We start from the raw sequence: 21,770 nt of genomic DNA, 5'->3' as shown, positions 1-21,770 counted from the left end.
TTTGCAAATAAGTTATTTAAAAACCACTAGATAGGAGAATCTCTATTTTTAAAAATTAGCTATGAATCTTGATTTAGATATTCTTGCAAAAGAATATGAAGTTTTTCTTTAAGCTCTAAAGGGGAGATAATCTTGATATAAGGTATCCATTGTTTTACCACATTTAAAAGCTCATCATCATAAGAAAAACGCACATTCAAAATAAAATATTTTTCATCCTCATCTACTATTTCACAATATTCAAATAATTTTTTTCTAAAAAAATAATCTTTTCCCTTTTTATCTAGCTTGATTGTCGCTTCTTTGGTCGCATTAAGCCAGATGCTTGCATCCTCTTTGATTTGTTGTAAAAATTCTTGCTGTGGGGTAAAATTCTGCTTTGTAATTTTTAGATTCTTTATCTTGCTTAATGCAAAATGCTTTAACTTGCCCTTTTCATCGACTAAAACATACCAAATCCCTTTATTATTAATAAGCTTATAGGGATTAACCTCACGATTCTTATCTTTATCTTTATAGACAAAACTCAAAACATTATACCTTACAATAGCTATGCTTATGGATTCAAATAATTCATAACTCACTTTTTCAAAGCCTTCATTTTTTACCATAAAAATGCTATTTACTTTAGAGTTTAGCAAATCTGTTATAAAATCCTTATCCAGTTTTGGATAAAGCTCTTGAATCCCACTTAACATAGCAAAATTTTGTATATCTTTAAAACTAAGCTTACCAAGAACAAAAGATTCTAAAAAATACTTGCCATTTTCTTTTTTGATAGGCATAAAAGAAAGTCTTTGGTTTAAATCTCTTTGTATGGTTCTAATATCTACGCCAAACTCACTTGCTAACTCTTCTAAACTAAACTTTCCCCCATCATTAAAACGCATTAAAATTTGTGCTAAACGCACTGCAAGTTTATCGTGGGTCATATTAAACCTTTTTAATTACAGAAATAATTTTACTTATCAAGCTTGTATCTTTTTTGCCACTACACTTATCGCAGAAAAAATCACTTGGATTTAAACAATCGCTCTTAGGAGCACAAAAAAACATTTTTCCGCACTTTGGGCATTTTTTAAGAAAAGGCTTTGGTCTTATCATTTTTATCCTTTTTATTTGAATTTATACTCTAATGCGCGTTTTAAAATGCTAGTATTTTCTATACCTAAAATTAGGCTTCTAATTTTTAGCGTCTGTTCCAAAGTGGGCGATTTTGTATGCACTGCATGATTTCGTATTATTTGAAATTTATCTAAGGTTTTATTAAATTCATAATTGATAAAGCCTTTTATATCCTTGTCTAAAAGCTCTTGAATTTCTTTATTTTTAAATAAAAATTTAATTGTTCCAAGATTAGGTTTGCTGATGAAAAACTGCTTAAAGTCAAATTCCCTTCCTTGCACACTATAACTTATAGACAAAAGATGAGAATTCCGTTCGATAAGTTTTGAAAATATTTTTTTGGCAAAATCATATACTTCATATTCTATAGTTTTAGAGTATTTTACTATTATTGAAGTAAAGTCATAAAGTGGATTTTCTAAGTTTTCTTGTAGTTCTAGCTCTGCTAGGATAAGGTTATTGATGCTATCGGGATGTAGCGCATAAAAAAACCTTTTGCCAAAGATAAATTGTATAAAATTTTCTTGCATTTTTAAATATTCTTGATTTTTATAGACACTTAGATAATATTTATTTGTTTCATCATAAAAATAATTAATTTCTTCTTTTTGTTTGACTACTAAAGGATAGATATAATTGTTTCCATAAATGGCATAAGTGTGATTATTTGCGGTTGTAAAATTTGCCAAAAATTTATCCCTTAAGAGTGTGAAATTTTCTCTTACCAATTCTCTTAAATCTGTGATTAAGAAATAATCTTCCACTTTTAGATTCTTTTCTTGATAGTATTTTGGAACAATATTTTCATCTACTTCTTTACTTGCTTTTATTACCTTTGCAACAAATAAATTTGCATAATCGCTTAAGAAAAGTTGCAAAGGATTACTAGGAGAGATATTTTCACAAACTTCTTGCAATAACTCATTATTTAACTTTTGATTTTTATCTAGCTCTATCTCCCCGCTAGATTCTTTAAGCTTGGATTCTACCTTGCCAAATGCTACCTGACCTTTGTCTAGCAAAATTTCCAAATGCAATTTTATAACATCCTGCTGATAGTAAGGATTATAGAGAATTAAGAGATTTTGCTTCACAATCATTCAATTTCGCTCAAATTTTCTTTATTTTCTAAGCTTAAAGAATCAAGCTTTTCATCTATTTCATTAAAAAATTTATTATAATTACGGATTCTTTCTCTTAGAGTCGAGTCTGTAAAATAAAGATAATTTATTTTACTAAAATCCTCGAATAAAATGATAAATTGCAAGATAAAATCATTTAAAAACCTAATTTCACTCTCATGGTTTTTTGTAAAACCTTCAAGATCGCTAGCTTTTATATAACTTTCTTCAAGTCTTGAAAATATCTCATCTACATTAGCACAAAGCTCTAAGGCTTTTTTATTGTAAGCATCTAGCTTTTCTACTAGCACTTCTTTATCACTTTCTCTACATAAAAAATACATATAAGAAATTATTGTTTCCTTAAAGAAATTAAGATCATCTTTTGTTATAATCCTATAATTGCTTTTTTCGTCATTCTTAATTCTTGGATAAAGATCTATATAATCTTTTACTAGTCTGATTAAATTTTCTATATCTACTCCGCTATTTTCTTTATTTTTTAAAATTTTTACATATTCATCGCATCCGTAATTTATTTGTAGAATTTCATCTAATTTTAAACAATTTATTCCATCTAAAAATACAATTAAATCATTGATTAAATTTAAAATTTCCACATTTGCTTCATTGCTAAGAAATTCTCCTTCTTCATCTCCGATAAATTGTTTTACTAGTAGATGGTCACGAGAAAACTCCCGAAACATTCCTCGATAATTAAGCGCAATCATTTTTTCTCCTTTAAAATCAATAAAGCTTTTTCTTGCAAAAAGTCTTTGTATTGTTTTTCTTGTTTAAGTTTTTTATATAACTTTAGCCTTAGTATTTTTTGTAATTTTATTTGCTCAAGCTTATATTTAAATTTTTTAATTTTATCTTTTAAAATTCTTCTAACTTTTATAATTAGTGTTTTTTTAAGCTCAAACTTAAAAAATTTATTCATAATATCATCATCACCACCAAGCCATTCTTTATGGCAAATAAAAATTTTAAAATCCAAAAAATTCTGTTTTACTTCTAGCTTGATTTTAGGGTAAAATTTAGAAAAATAAGATTCTAAAAAACTCTCTGTAATTTCTTCTAAAATTGCTAGATTCTTTTTGTATTTTTTCTCTAAATTCAAGAGTTTTTTACCTTCAAATGTAAATCTTAAACTAGAAAACCTAAGATTATGATAGTAACAAGCGCCTTGTTTAATTGTATTTGCATTGTTACATCTTATAATAAAATATTTCATCTTTGCTCCAAAAATTTCAAAGCTATATTCTGAAAAGATAAATTACTCAAAAGCTCTATTTGCAATAATTGTTTTTTATCAAGCTCTTGTATGCTTTTAAGCTTTTCTAATTCTTGAATTTTATTTTCGATGATACTTAGCTTTGAGTCGTTTTTATCTTTGATCTTTTCACTAATGATGGCAAAAGTTTCATTAAAATTTAGCACCAATTCGTTTTTTAAAGATCTTAAGGCACAAGATATTGCTTCATTAGTTAAGCTTTCTATGCTTTCTTGTCTGTTTTGGTTATTTTCTATGCTTAGAGCATTTTTCCATTTATCATTGCTTAGGCTGATTTTTTCATTCAATGTACTTTTAAAAACACTTTTAATCTCCCTTGAACATTTAGAATAGCTTCTATCCAGCACCGAAGTTGTTATGTTTTTATCTTCTAAAAGCTCTTTTAGGTTATCAAAATACTCTTCTATAAAATCATCAATTCCTTCTTGAATTTTATAAGAATTATCTAAAACTTCATTTTTAATTCTTGTAAGAGAAGTGCCAATACGCATTTCTTCTTCAAAGCTTGTTTTTGCATTTAAAGCCCTTATTTTGGCTAGTTCTTGGATTTCTTTTTTTCCACTTTTGTATAATCTTATAGCATCTGGCAGGTATTTTAAAGCCACCATTGCAGCTTTTTTAAGCCAAGGAATTATCATTGGTGGAATAGGTATCACTTTTTCTCCTTTATGTGTTTTTTAATTTATTTAGTGCAAGATTGGAAAGACAAATATTTAAAGCTAGTTTAATTTGCGCTTTTTCTCTTTCTCTCACATCATTTTCCGATCTTTTTAAATCTTCTAAACCTTGCAACTTTCTTTCATTTATTCCTTTAATCCTATCAAAGCTAATTTGCAATCCTTCTTTGATATTTTCTAAACTATCCCAAGTGTCTTCTATAACACGTTTTTTTAGAGTCTTAATAGAATTAATCATAGTTTTATAGATAAAATCATCCATTTGTTTGCGTCTGTCTTTATCATTATGTATTTTTAAAATTTCGCTACATTTTGCATTATCTATACTCACCTTTGGCAAAAGCTCATTTTTAATTGTGCCTTTTATATTTCTTAGAGTTTTTCTGTTATTTGCTCTAAGCATTTTAATGCTTAAATTTAGTTTTAGAGCACCAAATTCTTTTTGATTTAGCTTTTCTACTTCATCAAGCAAAGTATCAAAAACAGCTTCACATTTTTCTCTAAGCTCGTCTTCTATAGACGAAGCCCTATTACCTGCCTTGCTTTTAAATTCGTTCAAATTATTTGTAACACGCAAAGTCTCTTCCATGCTAGCATTATCTCTATCATAAGGACCTCCATCTCTTACGCCAAACCCCAGTAAAGATCCAATGCCTCTACCAACAGCCTTAACTCCTTCCCAAGCAGCACTGCAAACATCGCATACAAAATCAAAAAAACCCATAATCACCCCTTAACGCTTGTTTTCTTCGATGATTTTTTCTATCTCATCTTCTAGTTCTTTTAACATTTTCTTGCTTTCACTTTCAAATTCATTGATTAAATTCTCCAGTTCATTTTGGCTTTCTTGAAGCTTTGCTAAATTTTCTTTTTCTTTTTGCATTTTTGCATTTAAACTATCTATATCTGATTTTGAAATTTCATAGCTTTCTTCAAGACTTTTAGCGCTTTCCTTGAAGTAATTTTCAATTTCTTTGTGAATTCTTTTATACTCTTTTTTAGTATCATCAATAATTTCTTTTTGTGTGCTATCAAGTATGTCATCTTTGATTTTTTGATGAATAAAATCTACATTAGTAAATTTTTTTAAATCATCTAACTTGTTATCTAGTTCAGTTGCTCTAAATAATTTAAAACTTGTATTTTCTAAGTTTTCTCTTTGCTCATCATTTAGGGAATTTTGTTTGTATAACTCACAAAGCAATGCCACATAGCCAGAGACCGGAATAATATTTTTTTCTGCTAGTTGCGGGGTGTATCTTATTTGCTCATTGTTATCTTTTGAGCTTAAGTATTTACTCCATTCTGCTTTTTGTATATTCCAATCATTTAATGGCTTATTTAGCAAGTCATATTGAGTTCCAAGCACATACACTTTTTCAGGCTTTCCACCTGTATGATCAAAAATTCTTAAAATTGTTGTAAGCTCTGAGTTAGTAAGTGCTTTTGAATTCACACATACTAAAACTGCATTAGCTCGGTTAATATAATCTCTTGTAACTTTTGATCTATAATCTACTGCATCATCAAGCCCCGGAGTATCTACAAAAACAATGTTTTTTTCATAAGGAAATTCAGGAAATTCTATCTCTACTTCTTTTACAAAATAATGCACTGCAGATTGTGAAGAAGTGTATTTTTTAAGCCCTTCTTTACTCAAATCTTCTTGTATGTTTGCTTTATTTACCCATTTATCTTTTTGGGTATCAGCCTGTAACTTTTCATAATTTTCTTTAAACAAACTTCCGCTTTTTGTAGCACTTTGCCATAACTCTTCCCATTCATTTGCATTATAAAAAGATATGGTCATTTTAGCTTCTTTACCATATTTAAATTTAGTAAGCACTGCAGTTTCTGGAGAGACATTCATACTTGCATAGTCTTTTTTAAGCATTGCATTAATTAGCGTTGATTTACCTGCTTTAATTGTCCCTGCAAAGGCTATCTGAAAGCTATTGTCTCTTTGTAAGAATTGACGAGTATTTTTAATAAAATTTGAAATAGCTTTTTCATCACCAAATTCTTTTTCATAAAGCTTTAAGAAATTTTGTATTTCTAAGATATGCTCGTAATCTTTGCTAAGCTCTTTTATAGGTGCTGTAATTTTTGAATTTTGACTCACTTTTTCTACTTTGCTTAAGAAATTTTGTATTTTTTGAGAATTTTCAGCCAAAAATTCCTTGTCTTGATACTCATCTTTTAGAATTTCGCCACAATTTAGGCAAAATAACAACTCTTCTTTTTGATTTTTGTAATTACATTTTTTACAAATGTGCATTTTTTCTCCTTGTTAAGATTTTGTATTTTTTCATTAAATTATTGATTTAAAAATTATTTGCTTTTAAGCATACCAAAAACAAATAAAACAAATATACCTATAACCACATATTCACTATAGGGAGCTGGAATAAAAAGACTTACCAAAAACCAAATTAAAAAGCCTAATGCTGCCATAGGTAAAAGCACCCACAACGATGCTATAATGAAAAAAATAAAATTAAAGCTCCTATAAACTGCACTATGTTACTTAACATCTCCATTTTAATCCCTTTGCAATTATAGCCCCCCCCCCCCGCAAAAGTCAAGGATTTAAAGGATAATTTTATTTAGCTTTTTTATTTTTAATTAAATTTGAAATTTCATTTTTGGAATTACACTCTTTTTAAAAACCTATAGATTCCATACAAGATTAAAGCTACAATCAAAATAAAACCAAAAGGCTCTGGAACATATTCCAGAATGATTTCATAAATTAAAACCAAAAAATAAAGCACAGCCATAAAACACATCACAGCTGCTATCAACGCAGCTTGAGAAACCACTAGAGCAATCATTAATAAAAATGCTATTATTCCCATAAAAAACCCTTTAATTTTATTTTTTGATTTTTACTTAGATTCTATAACTACACTTTTGATTACTATCGCTTTTTTAAACTTTAACCTTTTGCAAACAATTTTCCTTACCAAAACCATTTAAAACATAGCCTAAGCTAACCTAATTAAAAAGTTATTTAGCTTTGCTATGTTTATCAACTTTAAGCGTCTTTATTTTCTTGGCAAGTTGCCTGGCTAGTTTCTTGATTATTTGCTTGACTAGCTACTTGTTCAAAAATACTTTTAATGCGTCTTATATGTTCTTCATACTGCTCTTTGAGTTCTGGATTATTCTCTATAGCTTCTTTGCCACCATACAAATCAGAAATCACAAGCGCCTCTTCACCAAGAATCTTTTTCTCTAGCCACTCTAAACCATCATATACTTTATTAGCAGCATCACTCACCATCTCACTTAAAATATCTTTTGGATCATCGGTATAATAAAGTTCCTCACTTGTTTTATCATACCACTTTTTAAGACCATAACCACAAGCGCCTAAAGCTACTCCGCCTAAAACTAAAGCTAATTTATTCATTTGTTATCCTTTGAATTAATTTATGGAGAAATTATAAAAAAGCATGATGACAGGTTGTGTCATTAAATTATCAATTTAAAAATTTTAATTAATAAGTAAAAAAGAGAGATTTATTTAAAAAATAAGTAGTCAATCCAAGCCCAAAGGCTAGGATTATTAAGAGGGTTAATTAAGAGAATTGTTATTCGACTTCTGCGTCAATCACATCATCATCTTTTTTGTTTTGTTGTGTTGCGCCACCTTGTGCATTTTGATCTTTTTGATACATTGCTTCAGCAAGTTTATGGCTTACTTCTGTGAGTGCCTTAACTTTTTGCTCAATCTCTTCTTTAGAAGCATTTTCATTTTTTAAAGTTGTTTGCAAATCATTGATTGCATTTTGAATCTTTTCAGCCTCACTTGAATCAATTTTTTCTTTCATTTCATCAAGGCTTTTTTGAGTTTGATAAACAAGGCTATCTGCTTGATTTCTTACTTCAATGGCTTCTTTTTTCTTTTTGTCTTCTTCTTTATTAAGTTCAGCATCTTTTACCATTTTTTCAATTTCAGAATCAGACAATCCACTAGAACCTGTGATTTTGATTTCTTGAGCTTTGCCTGTTGCTTTGTCTTTGGCACTCACTGTTAAGATACCATTTGCATCAATATCAAAAGTAACTTCAATTTGAGGCACACCTCTTGGTGCTGCTGGGATACCGCTTAGCTCAAAATTTCCAAGCACTTTATTATCTCTTGCAAGTTCTCTCTCCCCTTGTAAAACTTGAATAGTTACAGCAGGTTGATTGTCTTCTGCCGTTGAGAAAACTTGATTTTTCTTAACAGGAATAGTCGTGCCTCGATCAATAATCTTCGTCATCACTCCACCTAATGTTTCAATTCCCAAGCTAAGAGGTGTAACATCAAGCAATAAAACATCCTTTACATCGCCTTTTAATACACCCCCTTGAATTGCCGCACCAATTGCCACAACTTCATCTGGATTCACTGATTTATTAAGCTCTTTACCAATAAACTCTTTCACTCTTTCTTGAACTTTTGGAATCCTTGTAGAACCACCCACCATAACAACTTCTGCAATATCCCCTTTGCTTAAATCTGCATCTTTGATAACATCGCCGATTTTATTAATAGTTTGGTTGATATAAGATTCAATAAGCGATTCAAACTTAGCGCGACTAATCTTTTTAACCAAGTGTTTTGGACCGCTTGCATCCGCTGTAATAAAAGGCAAGTTAATTTCAGTTTCTTGCGCACTACTTAACTCTTTTTTAGCGTTTTCTGCTGCTTCTTTTAATCTTTGAAGTGCCATTACATCATTTTTGAGATTGATTCCATTTTCATCTTCAAATTCTTTTGCTGCCCAATCAATAATCGCGTTATCAAAGTCATCTCCACCTAAAAACGCATCACCACCTGTTGCCAAAACTTCTACAACATTATCGCCTGTTTCTAGCACGGTAACATCAAATGTCCCACCACCCAAATCATACACTACAATTTTTTCTGCTTGTTTTTTATCCAAACCATAAGCAAGTGCTGCTGAAGTTGGCTCATTGATGATTCTAAGCACATTAAGCCCCGCAATTGTCCCTGCTTCTTTAGTTGCTTTTCTTTGTGCATCGTTAAAATAGGCTGGAACGGTGATAACTGCTTCTGTTACTTCCTCTCCCAAATAACTTTCTGCATCAGCTTTAAGCTTCATAAGAATCTTTGCAGAAATCTCTTGTGGCGTATAAACTTTTCCTGCAATTTCAATCGCACAAGCACCATTTCTATCAACTACTTTATAAGGAAGTCTTTTTTTAGCTTCTTGAGCTTTATCTTCATTAAACATTAATCCCATAATTCTTTTAATAGAATAAATAGTTTTTTCTGGATTAGTGATAGCTTGTCTTTTTGCAGGATCTCCTACCAAAATCTCACCTTTATCAGTAAAAGCCACAACCGATGGAGTTGTATTTTTCCCTTCTTTATTTGCAATGATTTTTGATTCATTTCCTTCAAAAACCGCCATCGCTGAATTTGTTGTTCCTAAGTCAATTCCTAATACTTTTCCCATAATTTATCCTTATTAATTAATTTATTTTGCAATGCTAACCATTGATGGTCTTAGCACTCTTTCTTTATATTTATAACCCTTTTGCATCTCTGCGACAATCTCTCCTACATTGTGAGAATCGCTTTGAACTTGCATAATAGCATCGTGGAAATTAGGGTCAAACTCTCCGCTTACATCAATGGGTTCAATCCCATGTTTTGCAAGTGTTTTTAAAAGATTATCCAATGTTAGTGCAATTCCCTCCTCTATTTTTCCTAAAATTTCAGCTTGATCACTATTTTCTTTTGAATCTTTAATCGTTTTTAAAGCAATCTCTAAAGTATCAATGCTCGGCAATAAATCTTTTGCTATTTTTTCATAAGCATATTCCAAGGCTTGATCTTTTTCTCTCACCAAACGCTTTTTAGTGTTTTCAAAATCAGCATAAGTGCGCAAATATTGATCTTCTAATTCCTTGATTTTATTTTGAAGCGATTCTAGCGATTCTTTAGAATCTTGCTCTGCATTCTCTTGTGATTCTTGTTTTTGATTCTCATTCTCAGAAGAATCTATCTTTTCATTCTTATCTTGCATTCTAATTCCACTCCTTACAACAAAAATAACGCTTCTAAAATGAAATTTTAGCAATTATTCTTGTGAATTTCAAGTAAAATTATATAACTTTAGTCTATTAATGTCAAGTTAAATTAATAAAATAAGCTAAACTTTCTTAAAAATAAAAATTTAATTATAAGTTGTTTGAGATAAACTTAAGGTTGTTTTAAAGTCTTAAAAGCCTTAAAAAACAAAATAAATAAGAGATTTTTGCAAAATATAGCAACAATATGCGCGATAGCTTTGACAATTTCTCTAAGATTCTAAATAGAGCAATTTAGCTTTTTAGGGCATCAAGGATTTCATAAGTAAAACTTTGCTAATTTTCTAAAATATTTTTAATGGGGGATTTTTGAAATGAAAAAAATAATCATATTATTGCTGTGTGTTTTTGTAGGATTTGCCAAGGAATTGACTATTGAAAATGGTAAAACTCTTATTTTGGAAAGCAAATCACCAAACCCTAAAAGTATTATCCTAGATAAAAAAGAGTATTTATGGATACCCCATCCCCAAAAACCTGATACAAAAATTTTATTTCTATCTATACCTTATTACACTAAAGCACAAAGTATTCGGCTTGAGAATAGCCAAACTTTGCAAATCATCAAAGGTCAGTATAAAATTGAAAAAATCAGTGTAGATCCAAGCAAAGCCAAACCCAACAAAGCTAATCAACAAAGAATTTCCAAAGAAAGAGAAGAAGCTAGTAAAATTTATCAAACTTACACTAAGGGATACTATTGGAAAAAGCCCTTTATCTATCCTATGAAAAGTAAAATTACTAGTGAATTTGGCAATGCAAGAGTGTTTAATCAAGAAGTAAAAAGCTATCATAGCGGAACAGATTTTAGAGCTGCTATTGGAACACCAATTTATGCGAGTAATAGCGGCAAAGTCGTGATTGCAAAAGATAGATTCTTAGCAGGAAAATCTGTAGTAATTGACCATGGAGAAGGGATTTTTAGCATGTATTATCATTGCAGTGAAATCAAAGTCAAAGAAGGCACTAGAGTAAAACAAGGCGAACTCATTGCACTAAGCGGTAATACAGGTAGAGTAAGTGGTCCGCATTTGCATTTTGGGATTTTGGTACGTGGGGCACAGGTTGATCCAATTGATTTTATTGCCAAAATCAATGCATCTCTAAAAGGGAACTAAAATGGAGAAAATATTTCAAGATTTAAAAACTATCTCTTTAGCAATGTTTCGGAAGAATTTCTTTGGAATCTTTCATGGTTCTATTTCAACAAAACTTGAAGAAGGTCATTTTCTTATTAACAAAAAAGATGCAATTTTTGATGATTTAAATGAAGAATCGCTTATCACACTCTATCACAAACAAGATTATCGCTGGCAAGAAGCTAGTATGGACGCTTTTATTCATTCTTTGCTTTATCAAAATATTCCTAATGCCAAATATATTGCCTATGGAATGCCTCCCTTTACGATAGCCTATACTCTCTCAAATAGTAAAATTACCCCAAAAGATTATTTTGGTTATAAGATTCTAGGCACCCTAGAAGTGTATGACCCAAAAGATTATGACAATTGGTATGAAAGAGCAGATGTTGAAATCAATCGCTATTTCAAAGAAAATGATAAAAAAATTATGGTTATCAAAGGCTATGGCGTGTATGTGTATCATCGAGACTTGCAATATCTCTCAAAATTAATGGCGATTTTAGAAAATTCGTGTAAAGTCTTGCATTTTCATAGCATTTTGGAGGGCAATAAACCTTCTTATGAACTACTTGACTTTTAATGCTTGATTTTAAGGCAAGAAAAATTTGATAAAATTACAAAATTATGTAGCAATTCAAGGGTTTTAATGGATTTTATAGAAGTTAGAGAATTATACAAAAATTACGGAAAACTTGAAGTCTTAAAAAATATTCATTTAAATGTTAAAAAAGGCTCGATTTTTGGACTTGTAGGGCATAGCGGAGCAGGAAAAAGCACCTTACTTAGGACTTTTAATGGACTAGAATCCATCAATCACGGAAGCATTAAAATTGGTGAAGTGGAGATTAATCGCTTAGATTCCAAAAGCATGAGACATTTTAGAAAAAAGGTTGGAATGATTTTTCAAAACTTCTCTTTAATGGCGCGTAAAAATGTCTATGAAAATATCATTTTACCTTTGGAATGTTGGGGAGAAAATATTGATAAAAATCGCGTTGAAAAACTAGTGGAATTAGTGGGTTTGCAAGACAAAATGAAATTTTATCCTAGCCAGCTAAGTGGCGGACAAAAACAAAGAGTTGCTATTGCAAGGGCTTTAGTGATGAATCCTGATTTGCTTTTAAGCGATGAAGCCACTAGCGCATTAGATCCCTCCACAACAAACTCAATCTTAGAACTTTTATCGCAAATCAATCAAGAAATTAAAGTAACTATCGTGCTAGTAACTCACGAAATGGAAGTGGTAAAAAAAATCTGTCAAGAAGCGGCTTTTATGGAAAATGGAGAGATTATCAAAAGCGGTCCTATTGAATCTCTCTTTTTAGAGCCTGATAAAAAAATGCGAGATTTTTTGGGAGAAAATGAAATTTTACCTCCAAATGGTATTAATATCCGAATCTATTTCCCCAAAGAAGTAGCACAAAACCCAATCATCACTCAAATGGCAAGAGAATTGCAGGTGGATTTTAATATCGTATGGGGAAATTTAGAATCTTTTGGCGGAATCGCCTTAGGAGTGCTTATAATTAATATTAAACAAGAATTTTTAGAGCAAGTTTGTGCATTTCTAACCCAAAGTGGCACACGCTGGGAAATTGTGGAGTAAAAAATGGATATAAAATTACTTAAATTACTTTTAGAAGCGACTTTAGACACCTTATATATGAGTATTATTGCAACAACAATTGCAACTGCCCTAGCAGTGATTCCAGCAATCTTATTAGTTTTGTGTAGCCCTAGTGGCTTAAAACCCAATGCGATTATTTACCGAACTTTAGACACTATTACTAATACATTACGCTCTTTTCCTTTTTTGATTTTAATGGTTGTTTTATTTCCTTTTACGCAATGGATTCTTGGTAAAAGTATTGGTGCAACTGCAGCTATTGTGCCACTTAGTATTGGTGCAGCTCCCTTTATTGTGCGCATCATTGAAGGGGCGCTAAAAGAAGTAGATAAAGATGTCATAGAAGCCGCACAAAGTTTTGGCGCAAGTCATTTCCAAATTATTTTCAGAATTATGCTCATTGAAGCTCTACCTAGCATTGTTTCTGGAATCACACTTGCTTTGATTCTTGTGATTGGATTTAGCGCTATGGCAGGTGCTGTTGGCGGTGGAGGGCTTGGCGATATTGCAATCAAATATGGATATTATAGATTCCAAAGTGATATTATGGTATATACCGTTGTGATTTTAATTTTTCTTGTGCAGATTATTCAAAGTTTTGGGGATTTTCTGTATAAAAAATTAAAACACTAGCTTAACAAAAGAAAGGTAAAAAATGATTAAAAAAATTTTAGGTATCTGCGGACTTACAGGATTATTGGTCTTTAGCGGTTGTGGTGATTCTAAAGAAAGCACAGCAACGCAAACCACTGAAACAAAATTAATAGTAGGAGCCACTCCAGAGCCACACGCAATTCTTTTACAAGAAATAGCGCCTAAATTAAAAAGTGAGGGCATAACTCTAGAAATCAAAGAATTTACAGACTATGTAACTCCTAATCTATCACTCAACGATGGTTCATTAGATGCAAATTTCTTCCAACACAAACCTTATTTGGATTCATTTAATAAAGAAAGAGGGACTAATTTAGTAAGTGTTGCTAATATCCATTTAGAGCCAATGGGTGTGTATTCCAACAAAATCAAAAGTCTTGATGAGTTAAAAGAAGGTGATTTAGTTTCTTTGCCTAATGATCCTTCAAATGGTGCTAGAGCATTGAGAGTTTTAGAAGCTAATGGAGTGATTAAACTCAAAGAGGGAGTAGAGCTTGTTTCTGCACAAGATATTGTAGAGAATCCCAAAAAATTAAATTTTAAAGAAATGGATGCACCTCAACTTGCTAGAGCTTTAAATGATGTAACTGTTTCTGTTATTAACACAAATTTTGCACTTTTAGCTGGATTAAATCCACTTGATGATGCGATTGCTTTAGAATCAAAAGAATCTCCTTTTGCAAATATCGTCGTAGTTAAAGCAGGTAGAGAAAATGATGCTGCTATCCAAAAGCTAGTTCAAGCACTCCAAAGTCAAGAAATAAAAGACTTTATCCTAGAAAAATACAAAGGTGCGATTCTCCCTAGCTTCTAAGCAAAATTTAAACCCCAATCCTTTGGGGTTTATCTAAGCAAATCGATGCGTTCTTTGTAGTTACCATTAAAAATATAGCTTCCTGCAACCACAATATCCACGCCACTATCCTTTAAATCTGCGATATTTTGATCACTTACTCCACCATCAACTTCAATAAGACAGCGAGGATTCTTCATTTCAATTTTATCTTTTAAGCATTTAATTTTTTCCAAAACATTTGGGATAAATTTTTGCCCACCAAAACCCGGATTCACACTCATAAGTAAAACCATATCCACATATTCTAATAAATAATCAATACTCTCCAAAGTCGTGTGTGGATTAAGAACAATCGCTGGAGAAATCCCATAATCGCGTATTTTCTGGACAAGGCGATTGGCGTGTTTTTCTTCTTCAATATGAAAAGAAAGATATTTTGGCTTTAGGGGTGCAAACAAATCAACAAAAAAGCTATTATTTTGAACCATTAAATGAATATCAAGTGGCTTAGTCGCGATTTTTGCAACCGAATCTACAATCATTGGTCCCATTGTAAGATTAGGGACAAAATGCCCATCCATAACATCAATATGTATAAAATCACAACCCGCCTCACAAATAGCCTTTATCTCATCATTAAGTTTGCCAAAATCTGCAGAAAGAATGCTTGGAGCTACTAACATAATTTGCCTTTGTTAAAAAATAAGTAATTTTAGCAAAAAAGTAGAAATATCTTTCTAAAATGCCACGCAATAAGCCATAAAAAACATATTTTTAGATATAATGGAGTATTATTTTTTTGGAGTTTTAGAATGCAAAAACAATTACAACAAGATTTAGAAAGTATTTTTGCAATCATAAAAAATGCCTCATTAAAAGTGTATGAGGTGCTTAAAGAAAGTATGGGTGAATACACGCAAACCACAAATAAAACAGGTGATTTACAACTTCAAGCCGATGTATTAGCCGATAAGATTTTTCAAGATTCTCTAAAAGATTTAAAAATCATCAAACAAATTTGTAGCGAAGAACAAGAAGGGGCAGTTGGATTTTACGATGATGGCATTTATAGCATTGCCTATGATCCGCTTGATGGATCTTCATTAATGGGTGCAAATTTAAGTGTTGGGAGCATTGTTGGAATCTACAAGGGAGATTTTTTGCCACAAAATTTAATCGCTGCTGCCTATGTTGTCTATGGAATGGTGGTGGGGATTGGATTTGCTTCTACACTCAAAGAGGGTGTGGATTATTATATTTTTAATGGCAAAGATTTTGAACTGCAGAAGATCCTAAAACTCAAAGAAAAAGGCAAACTCAATGCCACTGGTGGAACCCAAAAATATTGGAGCAAAGAACACAAAGTCAAGATAGAATCACTCTTTAATCAAGGCTATCGTTTGCGATATAGCGGTGGAATGGTGCCAGATTTACACCACATTTTAATCAAAGGGGGCGGTTTATTTTCTTATCCAAGCACTCAAGATTCACCTAAAGGAAAATTGCGAATGCTTTTTGAAGTTTTTCCTTTTGCCTTTATTTTCAAACGCGCAGGTGGAGAAGCTATTGATGGGAAAAATGATCTCTTGACACTCACTCCAGAGCACTTACACGATACAACACCTTGTTTTTTAGGAAGCAAGGAGGAGATAGATTTTGTCAGAAGTCATTGAGAATACAGAAATAGCACTAAGGGACTTAAAAGAATGCCAAACTCAACATAGCATCTCTAGTTGTGAATTCTGCAAAGAAGTATCAAGATGTGAAAAAAAAGAAAATTTTGAACAAATGGTAATTTTAAATCTTCAAGAAAATACTAAAACCTTGCAAGAATGTCAAAGAGAGCAAAATTTTTCAAGCTGTTTGCTTTGTCAAAAAGTTTTAAATTGCGCCACAAGGAATCGCTATGTTAATGCGGTTTATTTAAGTATGAATAAAGGAAACGGAGGAAATTTTGAATTCTAAATTTTATGTAACAACCCCGATTTATTATGTTAATGATGTCCCTCACATTGGGCATGCTTATACAACAATTATCGCAGATACTTTAGCACGATACCACCGAATGCAAAACAAAGAGGTTTGGTTTCTAACAGGCACCGATGAACACGGACAAAAAATTCAACAATCTGCAGAAAAAAACAATAAAAATCCCAAAGAATACGTAGATGAAATTTCTGCAAAGTTTAAGAATCTTTGGGATAGTTTTGATATTAGCTATGATGCCTTTATCCGCACAACAGATTCTTACCACAAAGAGAGCGTAAGAAATGTATTTTCTAAAATGTTTAAAAAGGGGGATATTTACAAAGGTGAATATGAAGGGAATTATTGCATTTCTTGTGAATCTTTTTTTGCAAAATCTCAACTTATTAACCAAAAAAATTGCCCTGATTGTGGGAAAGAAACAACTCTCTTGAAAGAAGAAAGTTATTTTTTCAAATTAAGTGCTTATGAAGATAAGTTATTACAATGGATTGAATCTAACCCTAACTGCATTCTGCCAAAAATGCGTCGCAATGAAGTCATTAATTTTATCAAAGAAGGTTTAGAGGATTTATCAATCACACGAACTAGCTTTGATTGGGGTATTAAGCTACCTAGTGAAATTGGAGGCAATGATTCTAAATTTGTCATGTATGTATGGCTTGATGCATTGGTTAATTATCTTAGTGCCTTAGGCTATGAAAACTCCAAAGAAAACAAAATGGAATTTTGGCCTGCAAATTATCATCTTGTTGGTAAGGATATTTTGAGATTCCACGCGGTGTATTGGCCAGCATTTTTGATGAGCTTAGAGTTGCCTTTGCCAAAGCATATTGCTGCGCATGGTTGGTGGACTAAAGAGGGTGCAAAGATGAGCAAAAGCGTTGGCAATGTTGTCAATCCAAGAGAAGTTGTTGATTCTTATGGTATGGATTGTTTTAGGTATTTTGTATTGCGTGAAGTGCCTTTTGGACAAGATGGAGATTTCTCACAAAAAGCCCTAATCGAAAGATTCAATGCTGATTTGGGAAATGATTTAGGCAATCTTTTAAATCGTCTTTTGGGAATGGGAGCAAAGTATTTTAATAATTCTTTACAAATTGATTCTAAAAGCTACCAAGAATCTTTTGCAACTGAATCTGCGACAATAAAAACAATCTTAGGAAATCTTGAAAATTTTATGAGCGAAGTGCAGATTCATCGTTATTTAGAAGAGTTATGGAAGATTTTTAGTCTAGGTAATGGAATCATTGCCAAAAAAGAGCCATGGAAACTTATCAAGGAACAAAAAGAACAAGAAGTGGCAGAACTTTTGATGTTTATTGCTAATCTACTCATCAAAGGCGCATTGTGTTTATATCCTTGTATGCCTGATTCTGCAGAGAAAATTTTAAGTGTTTTTGGACTTAGAGCTAGTGCGCAAAATTACTCTGATTTTATCTTAAATGATAAAATCTTAAGCCAAGTCTCCCTAAACCCTATCCCAGCGCTTTTCCCAAAAATTGACGAAATCCCTACAGAAACAAAAGAAGCAAATCCTAAAACTAGTGATAAAGCAGCACCCAAAGAAACCCTAGAACCTCTAACAATAGAAAACCCTATTTCAAAAGAAGATTTCACCAAAGTAGAAATCAAAATAGGAACAATCATAGAAGCAGAAACTTTGCCAAAAAGCGAAAAACTCTTAAAACTGAAAGTAGATTTAGGAGAAAGTCGTGCAAGACAAATCTTAGCAGGAATAAAAGCCTATTACACTCCACAAGACTTAATAGGTAAGCAAGTTTGTGTGTTAGCAAATCTAAAACCCGCTAAACTAATGGGAGAAATTAGCGAGGGAATGATTTTGGCTGCTAAAGATAGCGAGGGATTGTCTTTTATTATGCCACAAAACCCAAGAAAAAATGGAACTCAAATTACTTAAAGGATTGTCGTGAAGAAAAAAGGAGTCCAAATTAGCGTTAATGAAATTGTTGAAGTTGCATTTGGAACACTTTTAAATCAGCCTAGCATTTCATTTTTTAGCCAAATTTGCGATGATGTAGAAAAGGTCAAAAAGGGTGATTTATTTGTTGTCAAAGATTCAAAAGACATTCAAAAGGCTATTGAATTAGGCGCCTTTGGAATTCTCTTTAGTGGAGAAATTGCCATGGGAGATTCAGAAGTTGCTTGGATTAGCGTAGAAAACCTAGAAGAATCACTCTTAAGAATCTTAAGACATTATTTGATTATCAATAATAAAATTTTATATTCGCTAAGCAATGAAGAATATGAATTAAGCCATCAAATTTTAGTCCGCAAAAAAGATTTTGCATATTGCGAGGGATCTTTGGTAGAACTTATTTCTTTTGCGCTTGGAAGTGGGGAATTTGCATACATTCTCTATCACAATCAAGACAAAATAAAATTTGAAAAACTTCCACAATTACACCAAGAAATTAAAACCTTTGATTCTCAAAAAATACCTGATGAATCACTGCCCTTTGTTACAAATTCTTTCTCACTTTTTGGAATTAAAATTTTCTATCAATCCATAGATTACACCCTACCTTTGCCAAAGCTATTTATTCAGCCATTAGCAAGAGTGATAAAGTTTGCAGAAGAACATTGTCTTAATGTGGATTTAGAAAAATTAGAAGGAATCTCAAGCTTTAAGCCTTTATATTTAGATGAAAGGGGATTTATCTCAAAACCTGGTGCTACCAATAAAGTGGTGCTAACTTGCACAGAGATTCATCTCTATGAGCAATTTTTGGCATATTTTAGTATGTATGCCAAATGGGCAAAGTTAATGCTTTTTATTCCTAAAATCTATCAAGAGCTTTTTATGCCTTATGCAGAAGTTAAGACTTATATAAATAAACAAGAGTTATTTTCTTTGGTTTTGACGCAAAAATATAATTTTGCCTTAGTATTTGGCGTTGATTTTAGGGAGTTTGAAGAGCAATTTAGCGCCCAAGAAAGAGAGCAAAGCTTATTTGATTTAATTGATGAAGAAAAAAAATTAATAAAGGATGAAAATGAAAATAGCAATACCTGTTTATGATGAAAATTTAAAAATCTTTGGAAATACAGGACATACTCCTTTCTTTGCAGTTTTTGAACAAAAGGGAAATGGTATGTTTAAGCATTTTGAATTATTAGATTTGCGCAAGAATCCACGCGGAAATATCCAAGCAAGCGAGGGTTGCTCACACAAAGATGAGGATATGAGCAAGGAAGAACAAATAGCACACAAGTTAGAGCACAATGTGCTAGGCGAGATCATCAGGGATTGCCAAGTAGTTTTGGTTAAAAAAGCTTGTAAAAATACTGCAAAAGTATTTCAAGAATGCGGAATTAAGATTTGCAAAGTTGAGCTTGACTGCCAAAATGCAAAAGATTCTTTTAAATATCTCAAATAACTGCAAATTTTACTTAACTTTTAAATAATGGAACACCTTTTGCTTTTTTAGCATAAAGATTGCTAAAAAGGAGCGAAAATGCAAGGTGGCTATTATAGTTCAGTAGGCGGAATGGTAACGCAAATCAACCGCCTAGATGTCATAGCAAACAATATTGCAAATGCCAATACGACTGGATTCAAGCGCGATGATGTTGTGATTGGGGATTTTATGCGACTTTATGAACAACATAAAGAATTCTTACCCATCAAAGATCATACCAAAGATGCAGCAAAGTTTTACAATCGCTCATTAAATCGTGTCCCACAAATCGTAGAGGAATTTACCGATAGGAGCGTGGGCGGAATCGCGCAAACAGATAACACTTTTGATTTTGCGCTAAGTCGTGAAAATGCGTATTTTATGGTTGAAACTCCAGAGGGAATCAGATTTACGCGTGATGGTTCTTTTGTTTTAAATCAAGAGGGGCGACTAGTCAATAAAGAAGGTCATGCCGTCCTGCCACGAGAATATATTGAATCACCCCAATATATTGAAATTATCGATGGATACCAAATAGAAGTTGATAAAAATGGGAATATCTACAATCGCTCTTTAAACAATCAAGAATTAAATGAAACCTTATTAACTGCCAATATCGCAGTTGTTTCTTTTGAAAATCCAAAATTCCTTCAAAAAATTGGAGATAATCTCTACAAATACCCCGATGAAAGAATGAATGAGATGGAAGTTTTAGAAAGAAGCGGAGCAGTTAGACAAGGCTATTTAGAAAAAAGCAATATTAATGTGGTTTATGAAATGACAGGCTTAATTGAAACTAATCGCTTAGTAGAAGCCTATTCTAAAGTGTTAAAAACCCATATGGATGACCTCAATACAGAAGCTATTACAAAATTAGCAGCAAAAGCATAAAAGGATAAACAATGATGCGAGCATTATACACAGCAACAACAGGAATGCTAGGACAACAATTACAAATTGATGTTACTTCAAACAATATTTCCAATGTTAATACTTTTGGCTACAGAAAAGAAAGAGCAGAATTTGCAGACTTGCTCCACCAAGTATTACAATATGCAGGTTCTAGCACTTCAGAGACAACACTATCGCCAACAGGCATTGAAGTAGGACTTGGTGTGCGTCCTACTTCAGTCCAAAAGATTTTCTCACAAGGTAACTTCAAAGAAACAGAAAACAACTTGGATATTGCCATTACCGGAAATGGATTCTTTCAAATTGAACTCCCAGATGGCACCATAGCTTACACAAGAGATGGTTCTTTTAAGCTTGATGATGAAGGAAATGTTGTCAATTCTCAAGGCTACTTACTTGTGCCAAATATTACCATTCCAGATGATGCAACACAAGTCAATATTGGAACAGATGGCACTGTGAGTGTGGTGCAAGGTAATGCAACAGAAGTTAATGAATTAGGACAAATTGAAACGGTGAATTTTATCAACCCTGCTGGTTTGCACGCACTTGGAGATAATTTATATCTTAATACCAATGCTTCAGGAGATCCAATTGTTGGAACGCCAGGCTTAAATGGCTTTGGTCAGCTAAGGCAAGGATTTGTAGAAACAAGCAATGTAAAGCTTGTAGAAGAAATGACAGATTTGATTGTGGGGCAAAGAGCTTATGAAGCAAACTCAAAGTCAATCCAAACGGCAGATTCAATGCTACAAACAGTTAATCAGCTCAAGCGTAACTAATAAAAATACTTAAACTATTTAAGGTGAAATAACCTTTTGGGTTAATTCATCTAAGCAATCTCTCTCTTTAAAAAATTCAAATAATTTTATTTTTGCAAAAATGGTATTTTTAAAAAAC

At 32.0% G+C, this 21,770-nt stretch carries 24 protein-coding genes; 12 read left to right on the top strand and 12 right to left on the bottom strand.

The window, feature by feature from the left end:
* Nucleotides 1-59: 59 nt before the first annotated feature.
* The 11 genes from MKD52_RS02090 to grpE all read right to left on the bottom strand — a co-directional run bounded on the left by MKD52_RS02090 (nt 60) and on the right by grpE (nt 10,267).
* Entirely contained in the window at nt 60-932 is an 873-nt protein-coding gene (locus tag MKD52_RS02090) for a YafY family protein (RefSeq protein WP_242099090.1), read from the bottom strand.
* Between the two features lie 183 nt (nt 933-1,115).
* Nucleotides 1,116-2,225 carry an HP0729 family protein gene (locus tag MKD52_RS02085; RefSeq protein WP_242099089.1) on the bottom strand — a complete coding sequence of 370 codons (1,110 nt, stop codon included), beginning with the start codon at nt 2,223-2,225 and terminating at the stop codon, nt 1,116-1,118.
* Nucleotides 2,222-2,977, bottom strand: a complete 756-nt coding sequence (locus tag MKD52_RS02080; RefSeq protein WP_242099088.1) for a hypothetical protein — start codon at nt 2,975-2,977, stop codon at nt 2,222-2,224. The genes MKD52_RS02085 and MKD52_RS02080 overlap by 4 nt, the downstream gene beginning before the upstream one ends.
* On the bottom strand, nt 2,974-3,483 hold the full coding sequence (locus MKD52_RS02075; RefSeq protein WP_242099087.1) for a hypothetical protein: 510 nt from the start codon (nt 3,481-3,483) through the stop codon (nt 2,974-2,976). Before MKD52_RS02075 ends, MKD52_RS02080 begins: the two co-directional genes overlap by 4 nt.
* Nucleotides 3,480-4,199: a hypothetical protein gene (locus MKD52_RS02070; RefSeq protein WP_242099086.1), complete on the bottom strand. Its 720-nt coding sequence runs from the start codon at nt 4,197-4,199 to the stop codon at nt 3,480-3,482. The genes MKD52_RS02075 and MKD52_RS02070 overlap by 4 nt, the downstream gene beginning before the upstream one ends.
* 10 nt (nt 4,200-4,209) lie before the next feature.
* On the bottom strand, nt 4,210-4,944 hold the full coding sequence (locus MKD52_RS02065) for a hypothetical protein (RefSeq protein ID WP_242099085.1): 735 nt from the start codon (nt 4,942-4,944) through the stop codon (nt 4,210-4,212).
* Between the two features lie 9 nt (nt 4,945-4,953).
* Entirely contained in the window at nt 4,954-6,498 is a 1,545-nt protein-coding gene (locus MKD52_RS02060) for a dynamin family protein (protein ID WP_242099084.1), read from the bottom strand.
* 373 nt (nt 6,499-6,871) lie between these two features.
* Nucleotides 6,872-7,078: a hypothetical protein gene (locus MKD52_RS02055; RefSeq protein WP_054195362.1), complete on the bottom strand. Its 207-nt coding sequence runs from the start codon at nt 7,076-7,078 to the stop codon at nt 6,872-6,874.
* A gap of 179 nt (nt 7,079-7,257) precedes the next feature.
* Nucleotides 7,258-7,635, bottom strand: a complete 378-nt coding sequence (locus MKD52_RS02050) for a hypothetical protein (RefSeq protein ID WP_242099083.1) — start codon at nt 7,633-7,635, stop codon at nt 7,258-7,260.
* A 181-nt stretch (nt 7,636-7,816) separates the two neighbouring features.
* Nucleotides 7,817-9,694 carry a molecular chaperone DnaK gene (dnaK, locus tag MKD52_RS02045; protein WP_112057149.1) on the bottom strand — a complete coding sequence of 626 codons (1,878 nt, stop codon included), beginning with the start codon at nt 9,692-9,694 and terminating at the stop codon, nt 7,817-7,819.
* A 21-nt stretch (nt 9,695-9,715) separates the two neighbouring features.
* Nucleotides 9,716-10,267 (bottom strand): nucleotide exchange factor GrpE, encoded by a 552-nt coding sequence (gene grpE, locus MKD52_RS02040; protein WP_242099082.1) that lies wholly within the window; start codon nt 10,265-10,267, stop codon nt 9,716-9,718.
* Between the two features lie 378 nt (nt 10,268-10,645).
* Between grpE and MKD52_RS02035 the strand changes: the two genes are divergently transcribed.
* From MKD52_RS02035 to MKD52_RS02015, 5 genes are all read left to right on the top strand, one after another.
* Entirely contained in the window at nt 10,646-11,449 is an 804-nt protein-coding gene (locus MKD52_RS02035; RefSeq protein ID WP_181566539.1) for a M23 family metallopeptidase, read from the top strand.
* Between the two features lies 1 nt (nt 11,450).
* Nucleotides 11,451-12,053, top strand: a complete 603-nt coding sequence (locus MKD52_RS02030; RefSeq protein ID WP_112057151.1) for a class II aldolase and adducin N-terminal domain-containing protein — start codon at nt 11,451-11,453, stop codon at nt 12,051-12,053.
* Between the two features lie 66 nt (nt 12,054-12,119).
* Nucleotides 12,120-13,079, top strand: coding sequence for a methionine ABC transporter ATP-binding protein (locus MKD52_RS02025; RefSeq protein WP_242099081.1), 960 nt, complete (start codon nt 12,120-12,122; stop codon nt 13,077-13,079).
* 3 nt (nt 13,080-13,082) lie between these two features.
* Entirely contained in the window at nt 13,083-13,733 is a 651-nt protein-coding gene (locus MKD52_RS02020) for a methionine ABC transporter permease (protein ID WP_112057153.1), read from the top strand.
* 22 nt (nt 13,734-13,755) lie between these two features.
* The gene (locus tag MKD52_RS02015) at nt 13,756-14,568 is read left to right on the top strand and encodes a MetQ/NlpA family ABC transporter substrate-binding protein (protein ID WP_277930785.1); all 813 of its coding nucleotides are present in this window, start codon (nt 13,756-13,758) and stop codon (nt 14,566-14,568) included.
* Nucleotides 14,569-14,597: 29 nt separating this feature from the next.
* Here the strand turns inward: MKD52_RS02015 and rpe are convergent, their stop codons facing one another.
* A complete protein-coding gene (gene rpe, locus MKD52_RS02010) occupies nt 14,598-15,233 on the bottom strand; it encodes a ribulose-phosphate 3-epimerase (RefSeq protein WP_112057155.1) in 636 nt (211 codons plus the stop codon).
* Between the two features lie 129 nt (nt 15,234-15,362).
* Between rpe and MKD52_RS02005 the strand changes: the two genes are divergently transcribed.
* From MKD52_RS02005 to flgG, 7 genes are all read left to right on the top strand, one after another.
* On the top strand, nt 15,363-16,223 hold the full coding sequence (locus tag MKD52_RS02005) for a class 1 fructose-bisphosphatase (protein WP_242099080.1): 861 nt from the start codon (nt 15,363-15,365) through the stop codon (nt 16,221-16,223).
* A complete protein-coding gene (locus MKD52_RS02000) occupies nt 16,207-16,515 on the top strand; it encodes a hypothetical protein (protein ID WP_242099079.1) in 309 nt (102 codons plus the stop codon). Before MKD52_RS02005 ends, MKD52_RS02000 begins: the two co-directional genes overlap by 17 nt.
* Entirely contained in the window at nt 16,505-18,457 is a 1,953-nt protein-coding gene (metG, locus tag MKD52_RS01995; RefSeq protein WP_112057158.1) for a methionine--tRNA ligase, read from the top strand. The genes MKD52_RS02000 and metG overlap by 11 nt, the downstream gene beginning before the upstream one ends.
* Nucleotides 18,458-18,466: 9 nt before the next feature.
* A complete protein-coding gene (locus MKD52_RS01990) occupies nt 18,467-19,579 on the top strand; it encodes a hypothetical protein (protein WP_242099078.1) in 1,113 nt (370 codons plus the stop codon).
* Nucleotides 19,554-19,937, top strand: a complete 384-nt coding sequence (locus tag MKD52_RS01985) for a hypothetical protein (protein ID WP_112057160.1) — start codon at nt 19,554-19,556, stop codon at nt 19,935-19,937. Before MKD52_RS01990 ends, MKD52_RS01985 begins: the two co-directional genes overlap by 26 nt.
* Before the next feature lie 78 nt (nt 19,938-20,015).
* Entirely contained in the window at nt 20,016-20,849 is an 834-nt protein-coding gene (locus MKD52_RS01980) for a flagellar hook-basal body protein (protein ID WP_242099077.1), read from the top strand.
* An 11-nt stretch (nt 20,850-20,860) separates the two neighbouring features.
* Nucleotides 20,861-21,652 (top strand): flagellar basal-body rod protein FlgG, encoded by a 792-nt coding sequence (gene flgG / locus MKD52_RS01975; RefSeq protein WP_112057162.1) that lies wholly within the window; start codon nt 20,861-20,863, stop codon nt 21,650-21,652.
* The last annotated feature ends 118 nt before the right edge of the window (nt 21,653-21,770 follow it).

The organism is Helicobacter sp. CaF467b (assembly GCF_022664765.1).
GTDB classification, from domain to species: Bacteria; Campylobacterota; Campylobacteria; order Campylobacterales; family Helicobacteraceae; genus Helicobacter_D; species Helicobacter_D colisuis.
The sequence above is the reverse complement of the archived record's forward strand: the minus strand, read 5'-3'. Positions and strand labels throughout refer to the sequence as shown.